Below are 14,011 nucleotides of genomic sequence, written 5' to 3'. Positions count from 1 at the left end.
ACCTGGGGAGCACCACCGTGTACCTGAACTTCCGCCGCGCCGCGGCCGTGACCGCGGCCGGGGTCGCCGTCGCCGGGATCGCCGGGACCGCCTACGCCGCCGCCGGCAACGACGCCACCGTCAGCGGCTCGCCGTCGCTGGCGACGTCCGACCACGTCGTGTCGGCGCTGGTCGCCGACCCGTCCACCTCTCCGAAGGATAAGGGTGCGAAGAACGGCAAGGACCACGACCGGCGGCACGGCCTGGCTGCGCTGCGTGCCCTCAAGCGCTTCGACCACGCCACCGTCACGACCACGGGCAAGGACGGCAAGAGCGTCACGCACACGCTGTTCGTCGGCACCGTCACCGCGGTCTCGCCGACCTCGGTGACCGTGCAGGCGCGGGACAAGAAGACGCAGTCCTACGCCGTCGCGAAGGACACCAAGATCGCGGTCAAGGTGAAGGGCGAGAAGCCGAAGGCCGAGACCATCGCGCAGATCGCCAAGGGCGACCGGGTCTTCGCCGCCGGCACCGGCACGGGAACCGTCACCGCCCAGCGGCTGCTGGAGCTTCCGAAGAAGTAGCGGACGGCAGGCGCACCGTGAACCGGGCGCCGCCCTCGACCGCGTGACCCGCCTCGACGCTTCCGCCGAGGCGGGTCACGAGCCGGTGGACGATGGCGAGGCCGAGCCCGGTCCCCACCTCGCGCACCCCGCGGTAGCGGCGGAACAGCGCGCCCTGCTCGAAGGCCACGGCGAGGTCGTCGTCGGTGAGGCCCGGCCCGCCGTCCCGCACCTCGACCACCGCCGCCCCCGCCTCGTCGCGGACGGCCAGCACCACCGGACGTCCGCCCGGCGTCACCCGCAGCGCGTTGTCGAACAGCCCGTCGAGCACCTGCCGCACCCGCGCCGCGTCGGTGACCGTCCGGACGGGCCCGTCCGGACGTTCGTAGCGCAGCTCGACCCCGGTGGCCGCACTGCGGTCGGCCCACACCCGGGCGGCGTCGTCGGCGAGCGCGACGAGCTCGACCGGCGCGACGTCGACGCGGAAGTCCTGCGCGCCGAGGCGGGCGAGGTCGAGCAGGTCGCCGACCAGCCGGTCGAGCCGGTGGGCCTCGCGCCGCATCGCGTCGCCGACGCGCGCGGTGTCGTCGGCCGGCACCACGCCCTCCGCGAGCGACTCGGCGTACCCCGTGATCGCCGTCAGCGGCGTGCGCAGATCGTGCGACACCGACAGCAGGAACTCGCGTTGCCGCGCCTCGGACCGGGTGAGCGCGGTGGCGATGCCGGTGACCGCCGCGCCGACCTCGGCGACCTCGCGCGGACCCGCGGCGGGCAGCACGACGTCGCGGTGGCCCGCGGCGACCGCGTGCGCGGCGGCCGCCGCCCGGCGCAACGGCCGGGCCAGTCGCCACGCCACGAGCAGTCCGAGCAGCGCCGCCACGGCGCCCGCGACCAGCAGCGCCAGCACGAGCCGGCGGATCGCCCGTTCGTCCGCGGCGGTCGCGTCGCGCTTCGCCTGCACCAGCACGACCGCCCGTCCGCCGGCCACCGCACGTCCTTCGACGAAGACGGTGGCATCGCCCGACGTGCGGACGGCCGAGAGGTCCCGGCCGGACCGCAACCGGGTGACGTCCTGGGGGGTCACGACCCGGCGGACCACTGCGGAGCGGGACCGCAGCGTGCCGTCCGCCGTCACCACACCGGCGCGGACGTTCGCGCCCGCCAGTGCGCGCAGCACCCGCGCCCGCCCGCGCGGTTCCTCGGCGACCCCCTGGCTGATGTCGGCGATGCGGGCGAGCAGGCGGCGTCCGGACGAGTCGCCGGCGGTGCGGATGAGTCCGGTGGCGAGGAACCCCGCGACGACGGCCGTGACGACCACGATGGCCACGCTCAGCAGCGCGATGCGGGTGGCGAGGGTGGTGCGGCGGCGGGTCACGCCGGAGTGTCCTCGACGGCGTAGCCGACCCCGCGCACGGTGCGGATCGGGTTGTTGTCGCCCATTTTTGCGCGCAGCTGCGCAATGTGTACGTCGACGGTGCGGGTGCCAGCGACGGACGAGTAGCCCCACACCTCGCTGAGCAGCTGCTCGCGCGTGAAGACCTGTCCCGGACGGCGCATCAGGTGGCTGAGCAGGTCGAACTCGGTGACGGTGAGCGACAGTTCTTCGCCGTTTCGGTACGCCCGCCGCTGCACCCGGTCGAGGGTCACCCCGCCGACGGTGGCCGGGGCGGCCACCGGCGGTCCCTGCGCGCGCCGCAGCACGCCCCCGACGCGGGCGACGAGCTCGCGTGGCGAGAACGGCTTGGTGAGGTAGTCGTCGGCGCCGAGCTCGATGCCGAGCACCCGGTCGACCTCGTCGTCGCGCGCGGTGACGAACAGGACCGGTGTCCAGTCGCCCGCCGCGCGCAGCTGCCGGCAGATCTCGATGCCGTCGGTGCCGGGCAGGCCGATGTCCAGGACGACGGCCGCCGGACGGTCACGGGCCACCGCCTCGAGCGCGCGGTCGCCGTGCGACTCGACCTGCACGCCGTACCCGGCGCGGGCGAGGTTCATCCGGATGACGTCCGCGATCGCCGGCTCGTCCTCGACCACCAGCACGAGTCCGCGCGAACGGGTCTCCGTGGACACGTGGTCACGGTAGTGGGCGGCGGCCCTCACGCCGGGCCCGCGAACGTCAGGATCGTGTTCGGATCGGCGGGGCGAACGCGACATGCCGGGGCAACTCTCGGCCGTCCGATTCGGTGAACCGCTTCAACGATGCTAATGTCGAGTAATTCCGTAGACAAAGGAGTCACGCATGAGCGGGTGTACCGAGCCGGGCGTCGTCGCCGTGGTCGGAGCGGGTGCCAGCGGCACCCTGAGCGCGATCCACGTGGCACGGCGCGCCGCGGCCGCCGGCCGGCAGGTCGAGATCCTGCTGGTCGAGCCGGCCGCGGTGGCCGAGGGGCTGGCGTACTCGACCCGCGATCCCCGGCACCGGCTCAACGTCCCCGCCAAGGGGATGAGCGCCTACCCCGACGACCCCGGCCACTTCGTGCAGTGGCTGCGCCGTCACGTGGCGGTCGACTTCGCCGAGGGCGGCTTCGCGCCGCGCATGCACTACGCGTCGTACCTCGCCGACTGCCTGGCCGCCGAGACCGGCGACGACCCCGACCGCGTCGTCACGATCGACGCGCGGGTCACCGACGTCCGCACGCACGGCCGGCGGCTGCGGCTCAGCCTCGACGACGGCACCTACCGCCACGCCGACTCGGTCGTGCTGGCCATGGGCCACGGCACCCCCAGTGCCGCGTGGGCGCCGGACGAGCTGCGCCGCTCGCCGCGCTTCGTCGCCGACCCGTGGCGTGGTCCGAGCCCGCGGGTGCGTCACGGCGACGACATCCTGCTCGTCGGCGCCGGTCTCACGATGGCCGACATGGCCCAGCGGTGGGGCCGCGCGGGCGTCCGCGTGCACGTCGTGTCCCGGCACGGGCTCATGCCGCTGCCGCACGCGACCACGCCGGCGCCGCCGGCTCCGGCCCCCGTTCCGGGCGACGGTCCGGTCTCGCTGCGGGACCTCACCCGGCTCGTCTTCGCGCGCATCCGCGACAACGACGGCGACTGGCGCCGGGCGATCGACGGGCTGCGGCCGGTGACGGCCACGCTGTGGAACCGGCTCGGTGAGGACGGCCGCCGCGACTTCCTGCGCCATGCCTCGCGCCGCTGGGACCGGGTGCGCCACCGCGTCGACCCGTCCCTGGCGGCCTGGTTGGACGAGCGCATCGCCGAGGGCTCGCTCGTGGGCCACGCCGGCGAGGTCGTCGCCGCCCGTGACACCGCGGACGCGCTCGAGGTGACGCTGAGCGACGGCACCGTCGTGCGCGCGGCTGCCGTCCTCAACTGCACCGGCACCACCGTGGCCGTCCAGCAGGACGAGGACCCGCTCGTGCTGAACCTGCTCGAGTCCGGCGCCGCGCAGGCCGGACCGCTCGACCTCGGGTTCGCGACGGACGCGCACGGACGCCTGCTGCCCCGCACCGGTCCGTCCGCCCAGATCTGGGCCGTGGGCCCGCTGCGCCGCGGGCAGCTGTGGGAGAGCACCGCGATCCCGGAGATCCGCGCGCAGGCCGCCGATCTCGCCGAACAGCTCGTCGCCGGGCTGCCCGCGCCGACGCTCCAGCGCCGCGCCCGCGACCCGTACGGACTGCCGCTCACCGCGTCCGCCGGCGCCGCCGAGGCGTACGTCGAGGCGCTCGGACGGATCCTGCGCGTGCAGTCGGGCGCCGAGGCGCTGCTGGCCGAGGCCGTCGGTGCCGACCCCGACTTCGCGCTCGGCCACGCGGCCCGCGCGCTGCTGGGCATCGAGTGGGGCGCCGACGTCGACGTCGACGCCGCTCTGACCGCCGCGCACCGTACCGTCCACCGCGCCGACGAGCGCGAGCGCCGGTTCGTCGACGTCGTCACGGCCCGCGTCACCGAACCCGGCGCCGCCTCGGCCGCCTCACTGATCGCCTACATCCACAGCTACCCCGAGGACGCGCTCGCCGTCAGCGTCGCCGTGCCGACGATCGCCTTCGGCGGTGCGACCGAGGTGCCCCGCGAGGCCTGGTCGCTCGTCGAGGGACTCGCGCCGGTCTACGGCGACGACTGGTGGTACCGCGGCCTGCTCGCGTTCATGCGCCAGGAGCAGGGGCACTTCACCGAGGCGCGCGAGCTCGCCGACCTCGCGCTCGCGTCCGAACCGAGTGCCGGGCACGCCGTCCACGCGCGGGCGCACGTGCACTACGAGACCGGCGACCACGAGGCGGGCCTGCGCTGGCTCGACGGCTGGATCGCGTCCTGCGGTGCCGAGGCCGGCCACCGCGCCCACTTCTCGTGGCACGCCGCCCTGCACGAGCTCGCGCTCGGTGACGACGCCGCAGCGTTGCGCCGGTACGCGATACAGCTGTCACCGATGGTGGTCACCGGGGTGCGGGCGCTGGTCGACTCGGCGTCGCTGCTGTGGCGGGGGTACGTGACGGGCGCGCTCGACGCCGACGCCGCGCACGCCGACGCCGCGCGGGTGCTCGCGACGGTGCCTGCCGCCCTGCTCGAGGACCCGCCGACCGCCTTCGTCGGGCTGCACGCCGCCGTGGCGCTGGCGGCGACCGCCGACTGCCGTGGTCTGGCCCGGCTGCGCCGTGCCGCCTCGCGCCGTGACGACCCCGTCTTCACCGCGACGGTGGCCCCGCTCGCCGACGCCCTCATCGACCTCGTGCACGACGACGCCGACCGGGCCACCGACGCCCTGCTCGGCCTCACCGGGGTCGAGCGGCTCGGGGGCAGCGACGCCCAGCGCGAGATCGTCGAGGAGACGCTGATCCTCGCCGCCACCCGCGCCGGCCGCGACGAGGTCGCCCGCTCGCTGCTGCACGCCCGGCTCGACCGGCGCCGCTCACCGCTCGACGCCCGCCGCTGCGCCCAGCTGTCGTCCGTCCCGCGCCCCGCCCCCTGACCCACCCCTCCTCTGCGAGCGGATCTTCATGGTCCGGCGTCTCCGTACGGACGCCGGGCCATGAAGATCCGCGCAGGATGCCGACCCTTCGCGGGACGACCGTCGCCCGACAGGGCATGCTGGAACCACCAGCGGTTACCCGCAAGTACCGACGCGAAAGGCCTCGCGGATGGACATCGTCCTCAGCAAGGAGGAGCGCGCATTCGCCGAGCGCATGCGCACGTTCTTCACGACCGAGATCCCCGCGGAGATCCGCGAGAAGCTCGCCCGCGGTGAGCACGCGACGAAGGACGAGATCGTCACGTCGCAGCGCATCATGAACGAGCACGGCCTCGCGGTGCCGCACTGGCCGAGCGAGTGGGGCGGCCAGGACTGGACGCCTGTGCAGCGCCACCTGTGGTCCGAGGAGATGCTGCTCGCCCACGTGCCGCCGCCGCTGGCGTTCAACACCCAGATGATCGGCCCGGTCATCGCCACCTTCGGCTCGCAGGAGCTCAAGGAGCGGTTCCTGCCGAAGACCGCCAACCTGGACATCTGGTGGTGCCAGGGCTTCAGCGAGCCGAACGCGGGCTCCGACCTGGCGTCGCTCAAGACGGCGGCCGTCCGCGAGGGCGACGAGTACGTCGTCAACGGCCAGAAGACGTGGACGACGCTCGGCCAGCACGCCGACTGGATCTTCTGCCTCGTGCGCACCGATCCCGAGGTCAAGAAGCAGCGCGGCATCTCGATGCTGCTCATCGACATGCAGACGCCCGGCGTGACCGTCCGCCGGATCCACCTGATCGACGGCGGCTACGAGGTCAACGAGGTGTTCTTCGAGAACGTCCGCGTGCCCGTCGAGAACCTCGTCGGCGAGGAGAATTCCGGCTGGGACCAGGCCAAGTTCCTGCTCGGCAACGAGCGCACCGGCGTCGTCGCCGTCGGCCAGACGAAGGCACGCATCCAGCGCATCAAGCGGCTCGCCGCCGAGACGCTGCAGGACGGCAAGCCGCTGCTCGAGGACCCGCTGTTCCGTGCCCGCCTGACCAAGCTCGAGATCGAGGTCACCGCGATCGAGATGTCGGTGCTGCGCGTGCTCGACACCGAGCGCAAGCTCGGCCCGGGCAAGCCCGACCCGGTGTCGTCCGTGCTCAAGCTCAAGGGCTCCGAGCTGCAGCAGGAGGCCACCGAGCTGCTCGTCGACGTGCTCGGCCCGCAGGCGCTGGCCTACCGCGAGGACACCGCCGTCGCGGACGGCTTCGACGCCCCGGCCGACGGCGCGCTCGACGCCCTGCCGACCTATTTCAACTGGCGCAAGGCCTCGATCTACAGCGGGTCGAACGAGGTCCAGCGCACCATCATCGCCAAGCAGATCCTGAAGTTCTGAGGTAGCCGTGGAACTGGAACTCACCGACGAGCAGAAGATGCTCGCCGACTCGGTCAAGAGCCTGCTCGAGAAGCGGTACGACGCGAACACGCGGCTGCAGCTGCTGGAGGGTGAGCAGGGCTGGAGCCGGGACGCGTGGAAGCAGTACGCCGAACTGGGCCTGCTCGGCCTCACCGTCGACGAGCAGTACGGCGGCGCCGGCATGGGCGCCGGCGAGCTGGCCGTCGTCATGGAGCAGTTCGGACGTGCACTGATCCTCGAACCCTTCGTCGCCACCGTCGTGCTCGGCGCGTCGCTGGTGTCGCAGCTGGGCACGCCCGACCAGAAGCAGCAGCTGCTGCCCGGCGTCGCCGGCGGCGAGACGTTCCTCGCGCTCGCGCACACCGAGCGCGGGTCGCGCTGGTCGCTGGACGTCGCCACGAGGGCCACGGCGGACGGTGACACCTGGACGCTCGACGGCGAGAAGATCGCCGTGCTCGGCGGTGACGCCGCCCAGACTTTGCTCGTCACCGCGCAAACTTCGGACGGTCTGGGTGTGTTCGTCGTCGACGCCTCCGACGTCGCGCGGGACGTTCGACGGCAGCAGGACGGCCTCGGCACCGCCGACGTGCTGCTGCGCGGCACGCGGGCGACCCTGCTCGGGTCGGTCGCCGAGACCCCCGCCGCGCTCGCCACGGTGCTCGACACCGCCACCGCGATGCTCTGCGCCGAGGCGGTCGGGGCGATGGAGCGCGAGCTCTGGATCACCGTCGACTACCTCAAGACCCGGCAGCAGTTCGGCGTGCCGCTGTCGGTGTTCCAGGCGCTGCAGTTCCGGGCCGCCGACATGTTCGTCTCGCTCGAGCAGGCCCGCAGCATGGCCATGCTCGCCGAGCGCGCCCTGGCCGTCGACGACCCCGCCGAGCGGCACCGCATGGTCGCGGCCGCGAAGGTGCAGGTCGACATGTCGGCGCGGCACGTCGGCCAGGACGCCGTTCAGCTGCACGGCGGCATCGGCGTGACCATGGAGTATCCGGTCGGGCACTACTTCAAGCGCACCACCGTGATCGCCAAGACCTTCGCCGACACCGACACGCTCGTGCGCGAGGTCGGCGCGGGAGAGGGTCTCGTCGCCGTATGAACCCGATCGACGAATGGACGGCGTCGCAGCAGCGGGTGATCGAGCTCGTCGAGGCACTGTCGCCCGACGACGCCGAGCGCATCGTGCCGTCGTGTCCCGACTGGACGGTGCGGCAGCTGCTGTCGCACATGATCGGTCTGGACGCCGACGTCCTGGCGGGCAACGAGCCCGACGACCACAACGAGACGTGGACGGCGGCGCAGGTCGAGGCCCGTGCCGGCGACGACATCGCCACGCTGCTCGACGAGTGGCGGGCGATGACCGAACCGATGCAACGCTGGATGGCGGAGAACAACCCGCGGCCCATGGGTGACTGCGTCATCCACGAGCAGGACCTGCGCGGCGCGCTCGACCGTCCGGGCGCGCGCGACACCCCGGCCCAGCGGATGCTCTTCGAGACCGTCGCCGGCATCGTCTTCGACAAGATCACCGCCAAGGAACTCGAGCCGCCGCGCCTGCAGGGCGACACCTACGAGTTCGGGCCCGAGGGTGCCGACGTCGTCGTGCGCGGCAGCGACTTCGACCTCATGCGGCTCGTGATCTCGCGCCGCTCGGCCGACCAGCTGCGCGCCATGGCCGAGGGTGACATCGAGCCCTACGTCGACTGCTTCGGCGGCTTCGGGCCGCTGCGCGACAGCGACCTCGCCGAGTAGTCCCGGTCGTCGCGTCGGACGGTCACCCCAGCAGCGACCAGGTCGGCGTGCCCGCCGTCCGCCGGTCGTCCTCGAACGCGCGCCGGGCGATCACGCCGCACGCGGCGAGCATCGACGCCACCGCGACGAGGTAGACGACGAGCACCCGCAGGTCGTCGCCGCCGCCGGCGCGCTGCACGCGGTTCTTCGGCCCGGCGTCGGGGTCGACGCCGGCGAGGAACACCGCGTCGGCGGAATTCGCGGCGGTCGTCGCCGTGATCGAGGCGTCGGCGGACATCGCCAGCCGGGCGGTGAGCGCGTAGCACGCGTTGTGCGTGGTCGCAGGCGACTCGAGGGTCAGGGTGCCGTCGCCGTCGACCGTCGCGGTGCGCGTCGGACCTGCGGCGGCGGGCGCGAACCGGGCGTCGGCGCAGCCGGTGACCGGCACGGTCTCGCCCTCGGTGACGCCGAGCCGGACGGTGCCCTCGAACCCGTAGGTGCCGCTGACCGTCACCGTGGCCGGCATGCCCGAACCCTGCAGGCCCGACTGCGCCGAGGCCGACACGGCGATGCGCGGGGCGATGACGGCGGTGACGGTGCCCTCGGCTCCCAGCGGCGCGCTGGCGACGACCTCGCGTCCGTCGAGCGTCACGCGGCTGCGGGCGACCAGGGTGTAGCACCCGACCCTGCGCACTGCGGGGAGCGAGACGGTCGCGCGCAGCGAGCCGGCGGCCCGCGTCGCCGGTGTCGGTGCGGACGTGGCCGCGGTGGCCGCCCGCGCGAAGCGGACTCCCCGGCAGCCCTCCGACCCGAACGCCACGGGACCGCGGGCGACGACGGTCGTGACGACGCGGGCCCCGCCCGGGTCGTCGCCGGTGACGACGGCGCGCAGTCCGCCGGCGGCCGCCACCTCGACGGCCGCGGTGCTCAACGTGAGCCCGGAGACGGTCAGGCCCCCGGACGCGGCGGACGCCTTCTCGACCGGGCTGCTGTCGGTGGTCTCGAGCCCGCCGCGCACCGCGTAGCACCCGGGCTCGAGGTCGGGACTGGTGCCGGCGCCGTACGTGCCGTCGCCGGTGAACCAGAAGTCGCCGCTCCACACCGGATCGCCGCGGTAGGCGTCCGCCCCGAGCGCCGCGCAGCCGCTGGCGGGAGGGTCGACGGGGCCGGAGAGGGTTACCGAGCCCACGCCCGAGTACCCGTACGTGCCGGAGACCCGGACGGTGGGGGCGAGGGTGCCGCCCCGCAGCAGCAGGTCCTCGTGCTGGACGCTCACCGCCGGCCGCGGGTGCAGCACGGGCCGCAGCACGGCGCTGCCGCGCACCGTCCGCGGGTCGCCCAACGCGACCGACGGCGGGTCGGAGGCGATCGAGACGAGCGAGGGTTGCCCGACGGACGCGGTCACCGTGGTGGCCGCCGCCGACGGCACGGTGACGTCGGTGCGGGCGACGCCCGACGCGTCGGTGGTGACGGACGACTGCGCCCCGCCCACGTCGACGGTGACGTCGGCGCCGGGCACGCCCGCCCCGGACGCGCTGCGGACGGTGACCGTGACCCGGGCGGACGCGTCCGGACGGGTCCCGGCGGGCACGCCCACCACGACGTCGTACGGACCGCCGAGCCGGCGTGCCGTCGCGAGCCGGGACGCCGCCCGGGCGGTGCTGGTGCCGCCCTGCCCGAGGCACTGGGCCTGCTGCGCGCCGCCGCCGGCGACCTGCGCGACGTCGGCCCCGATCTCGGCCAGCTCCGCGGCGCTGCCGCCGCCCCAGCGGTCGATCAGGTAGGCGAGCGCCCCGATGTCGGACGCGGTGAACCCGGCGACCCCGGGCTCGAGCCGGGTGACGTCGCCGTCCAGGGGGGCGGGGTCCGTCCTGACGCCGTCGCCGGTGACGTCCTCGGTGGCGTACGCGCTGAACGTGCCGTTCACCGTCCAGGCGCCGAGAGCGACCTGCTGGCCGCCGAGGCGGCAGAGCACGCCGTCGTAGTCGGCACCGTCGGTCCCCCACGGTTCGGCGACCGCGGACGGCGCGAGCAGCAGCGCGGCAGGCGCCAGCAGGGCGCCGAGCAGCGCGGCGGCACGGCGCGTCCGGGAGCCCACCGCCCGATCACACCACGCGCGAGGGGCGGTCGGCGAACGGTGGGCGGTCGTGCCGTGGACGGTTGTCCGCGCCATACGACGACGAAGCCCCGCGGGACAGCAGATCCCGCGGGGCTTCGCCGTGTCGTGCGTCGGTCAGTGCGGCTCGACGACCTCGCTGCCGGTCGTGCCGGTGAGCCGCGCCAGCACCTGGTTCAGGGTCGCGCTCGGCCGCATCGCGGCGGACGCCTTGGCCGGGTCGGGCTGGTAGTAGCCGCCGATGTCGACCGGCCGGCCCTGCACCTCGTTGAGCTCGTCGACGATCGTCTGCTCGTTGTCGGCGAGTTCCTGCGCGATGGTGGTGAAGGCGGACGCCAGCTCGGCGTCGTCGGTCTGATTCGCCAACTCGCGCGCCCAGTAGAGCGCGAGGTAGAAGTGGCTGCCGCGGTTGTCGAGCTCGCCCGCCTTGCGCGACGGCGACTTGTTCTCGTCGAGGAACGTGCCGGTGGCGCGATCGAGGGCGTCGGCGAGCACCTGCGCACGCTGGTTCTTCTCGGTCGTGGCGAGCAGCTCGAGCGAGGGCACGATGGCGAGGAACTCGCCGAGCGAGTCCCAGCGCAGGTGGTTCTCCTTCACGAACTGCTGCACGTGCTTCGGTGCCGAACCGCCGGCCCCCGTCTCGAACAGACCACCGCCGTTCATGAGCGGCACGATCGACAGCATCTTCGCGCTGGTGCCCAGCTCGAGGATCGGGAAGAGGTCGGTCAGGTAGTCGCGCAGCACGTTGCCGGTCACCGAGATGGTGTCCTCGCCCTTGCGGGCCCGCTCCAGGGTGAAGCGGGTGGCCTCGGCGACGTCGAGGATCTTGATCTGCAGACCGTCGGTGTCGAGCTCGTCCAGCGCGGGACGGACCTTCTTCAGCAGTTCCGCGTCGTGGGCGCGGGTCTCGTCCAGCCAGAACACCGCGGGTGCGCCGGTCGCGCGGGCGCGGCCGACGGCGAGCTCGACCCAGTTGCGGATCGGGGCGTCCTTGGTCTGGCACATGCGCCAGATGTCGCCCGCCTCGACCTCGTGCTGCAGCAGCACGGTGCCCGCCTCGTCGACGACGCGGACGGTGCCCGCCGCCGCGATCTCGAAGGTCTTGTCGTGCGAGCCGTACTCCTCGGCCTTCTGCGCCATCAGCCCGACGTTGGGCGTGGTGCCCATCGTCGACGGGTCGAACGCGCCGTGCGTGCGGCAGTGCTCGATCGTCTCGGCGTAGAGCGGCGCGTAGGACGAGTCGGGGATGACGAACTTGGTGTCCTGCTGGCCGCCGTCGGCGTCCCACATCTGGCCGGACGTGCGGATCGCGGCCGGCATCGAGGCGTCGATGATGACGTCGGACGGCACGTGGAAGTTCGTGATGCCGCGGTCGGAGTCGACCATGGCCAGCTTCGGGCCGGCGCCGATCGCCTGCTGCACCGCGGACGCGGCGTCCGGGTGCGTGGACAGCAGCGTGCCGAGGCCGTCGTTGGGCGAGACGTCCGGGTAGTTGTCGTAGACGCCCGGGACGACCGCGCGCACCGCGTGGCCGAAGACGATGGGGTCGCTGACCTTCATCATCGTGGCCTTGAGGTGGACGGAGAACAGCACGCCCTGCTGCTGCGCCTCGGCGACCTGCGCGCGCAGGAACGCCTCGAGGGCGGACTTGCGCATGACGGCGGCGTCGATGACCTCGCCGGCCAGCAGTGCGGTCTTCTCCTTGAGGACGGCGGTGGTGCCGTCGGCCCCGACGTGCTCGATGCGCACCGTCGTCGGCGCCTCGACCGTCGTCGAGATCTCGGAGTGGCGGAAGTCGCCGTCGTCCATGGTCGACACGTGCGACTTCGAGTCGGACGACCACGCGCCCATCGAGTGCGGGTGCTTGCGGGCGTACGCCTTCACGCTCGCCGGGGCGCGGCGGTCGGAGTTGCCCTCGCGCAGCACCGGGTTCACGGCCGAACCCTTGACCTTGTCGTACTGGTCGCGCGCGTCCTCGTAGTCGGGCAGGTCGTACCCCTGCTCGCGCAGCTCGGCGATCGCGGCCTTGAGCTGCGGGATCGACGCGCTGACGTTCGGCAGCTTGATGATGTTGGCGTCGGGGGTCTTGGCCAGCTCGCCGAGTTCGGCGAGGGCGTCGGCCTGGTGGCCGAACTGGGCCAGGATGCGGCCGGCGAGCGAGATGTCGCGCAGCTCGAGCTCGACGCCCGCGGGCGCCGTGAACGCCTCGACGATCGGCAGCAGCGACTGTGTCGCCAGCGCAGGGGCCTCGTCCGTGTGGGTGTAAATGATCTTCATGCGGGGTCCCGGAACTCCGTCCTCGTTCTGCCGACGTCCGCCGCGGGGAGCGCGTTCGGCCCCCGGTGCCGTCGGGCGGAGGGCGTCCGGCACCGGTGCCTACGCTAGTGCCCCGCCCGTGTCGGCCTGTCCCGTGCCCGCGCCGCTGCGGTATCGGGCACTCGGACGGTGTCGCCCGGCGTGGTTTCGCCGTACCTTGACCCCATGATCACGCGCCGCGCGACGTCCCTCGTCCTGGGGCTCGTCCTCGCCGTCGGGTCGGCCGGCTGCGCCGGTGCCCCGTCCCCGCGGGTGTCCACGGGCGTCACGCACCCGGCTCCGGCGGCAGCGTCCGCCCGGGCGGCGGCGCCGGTGATCGTGATCGACCCCGGCCACAGCCGGCCGATCCGTGCGATCGACCCGCGGACCCAGCTGAACGTGAGCGACTACGCCAACCAGCCCGAGATGCGCGACGTGTTCGCGGTCGCCACCCTGCTCGCCGCGAAGTTGCGCAAGGCCGGGTACCGGGTCGTCATGACCAAGGCCTGGGCGGGCCAGCGGCGCACGCTCGCGCAGCGTGCCGCCATCGCGAACCGTGCCGGCGCGGCCCTGGCGATCAGCATCCACGACCAGGCGGGCGCCAACGGCGGAATCGTCTACCGGCGCGGCAACAACATCGTCTACTCGCAGCAGGTGGGCGCGTACCGGGTGAACCGGTTCGGCAAGCGGATCGTGTTCCGCGACAGCCACGTCGCGTGGCTGAGCCTGCGGTACGCGAAGAAGTTCGTCGCCCAGCGGTCCTGGATCCAGAACACCTCGGTACGGCTGCAGCGCAACGTCGGCTACGACCTGGGCTCCCGCGGCCTGAGCGGCGGCAACATGTGGATGGTGCAGCTGCTGTCGAAGGTGCCGTGGATCTACAACGAGGCCGGCGGCAACAGCCTCGGCCGCATCGGACTCAATGCGCGCGATCGCGCAAATTATGCCGAGGGTCTCTACCGCGGCGTGCGTCAGAGCATCCCGCTGCGGTAGTGACGGGCGGTCCGCCTGCACGGACACGACCCCGC

Annotated in this window: 10 protein-coding genes; 6 read left to right on the top strand and 4 right to left on the bottom strand. The window is 73.4% G+C overall.

Features of this window, described 5'->3' with window-relative positions:
* Window positions 1-17 precede the first annotated feature (17 nt).
* Window positions 18-563: a hypothetical protein gene (locus tag ACYVP9_RS10710; protein ID WP_460604790.1), complete on the top strand. Its 546-nt coding sequence runs from the start codon at window positions 18-20 to the stop codon at window positions 561-563.
* Here the strand turns inward: ACYVP9_RS10710 and ACYVP9_RS10705 are convergent.
* On the bottom strand, window positions 526-1,917 hold the full coding sequence (locus tag ACYVP9_RS10705) for a sensor histidine kinase (protein WP_460604789.1): 1,392 nt from the start codon (window positions 1,915-1,917) through the stop codon (window positions 526-528). The genes ACYVP9_RS10710 and ACYVP9_RS10705 overlap by 38 nt on opposite strands.
* Window positions 1,914-2,609 carry a response regulator transcription factor gene (locus tag ACYVP9_RS10700; protein WP_460604788.1) on the bottom strand — a complete coding sequence of 232 codons (696 nt, stop codon included), beginning with the start codon at window positions 2,607-2,609 and terminating at the stop codon, window positions 1,914-1,916. Before ACYVP9_RS10700 ends, ACYVP9_RS10705 begins: the two co-directional genes overlap by 4 nt.
* A 169-nt stretch (window positions 2,610-2,778) precedes the next feature.
* Here ACYVP9_RS10700 and ACYVP9_RS10695 point away from each other — a divergent pair, with 169 nt between their 5' ends.
* The 4 genes from ACYVP9_RS10695 (at window position 2,779) to ACYVP9_RS10680 (ending at window position 8,593) form a co-directional block, all read left to right on the top strand.
* Window positions 2,779-5,454 (top strand): FAD/NAD(P)-binding protein, encoded by a 2,676-nt coding sequence (locus ACYVP9_RS10695; RefSeq protein ID WP_460604787.1) that lies wholly within the window; start codon window positions 2,779-2,781, stop codon window positions 5,452-5,454.
* Between the two features lie 169 nt (window positions 5,455-5,623).
* Window positions 5,624-6,820, top strand: a complete 1,197-nt coding sequence (locus tag ACYVP9_RS10690; RefSeq protein WP_460604786.1) for an acyl-CoA dehydrogenase family protein — start codon at window positions 5,624-5,626, stop codon at window positions 6,818-6,820.
* A gap of 7 nt (window positions 6,821-6,827) precedes the next feature.
* Complete coding sequence (locus ACYVP9_RS10685) at window positions 6,828-7,940, top strand: acyl-CoA dehydrogenase family protein (RefSeq protein ID WP_460604785.1); 1,113 nt, start codon at window positions 6,828-6,830, stop codon at window positions 7,938-7,940.
* Window positions 7,937-8,593: a maleylpyruvate isomerase family mycothiol-dependent enzyme gene (locus tag ACYVP9_RS10680; RefSeq protein WP_460604784.1), complete on the top strand. Its 657-nt coding sequence runs from the start codon at window positions 7,937-7,939 to the stop codon at window positions 8,591-8,593. The genes ACYVP9_RS10685 and ACYVP9_RS10680 overlap by 4 nt, the downstream gene beginning before the upstream one ends.
* A gap of 22 nt (window positions 8,594-8,615) precedes the next feature.
* Here ACYVP9_RS10680 and ACYVP9_RS10675 read toward each other — a convergent pair whose 3' ends face one another.
* Window positions 8,616-10,670 (bottom strand): Ig-like domain-containing protein, encoded by a 2,055-nt coding sequence (locus tag ACYVP9_RS10675; protein ID WP_460604783.1) that lies wholly within the window; start codon window positions 10,668-10,670, stop codon window positions 8,616-8,618.
* 135 nt (window positions 10,671-10,805) lie between these two features.
* On the bottom strand, window positions 10,806-12,965 hold the full coding sequence (locus ACYVP9_RS10670; RefSeq protein ID WP_460604781.1) for an NADP-dependent isocitrate dehydrogenase: 2,160 nt from the start codon (window positions 12,963-12,965) through the stop codon (window positions 10,806-10,808).
* A gap of 204 nt (window positions 12,966-13,169) precedes the next feature.
* Between ACYVP9_RS10670 and ACYVP9_RS10665 the strand changes: the two genes are divergently transcribed.
* Window positions 13,170-13,976 carry an N-acetylmuramoyl-L-alanine amidase gene (locus ACYVP9_RS10665; protein ID WP_460604780.1) on the top strand — a complete coding sequence of 269 codons (807 nt, stop codon included), beginning with the start codon at window positions 13,170-13,172 and terminating at the stop codon, window positions 13,974-13,976.
* Window positions 13,977-14,011 lie beyond the last annotated feature (35 nt).

It is taken from the genome of Jatrophihabitans fulvus (assembly GCF_054781375.1).
The sequence above is the reverse complement of the archived record's forward strand: the minus strand, read 5'-3'. Positions and strand labels throughout refer to the sequence as shown.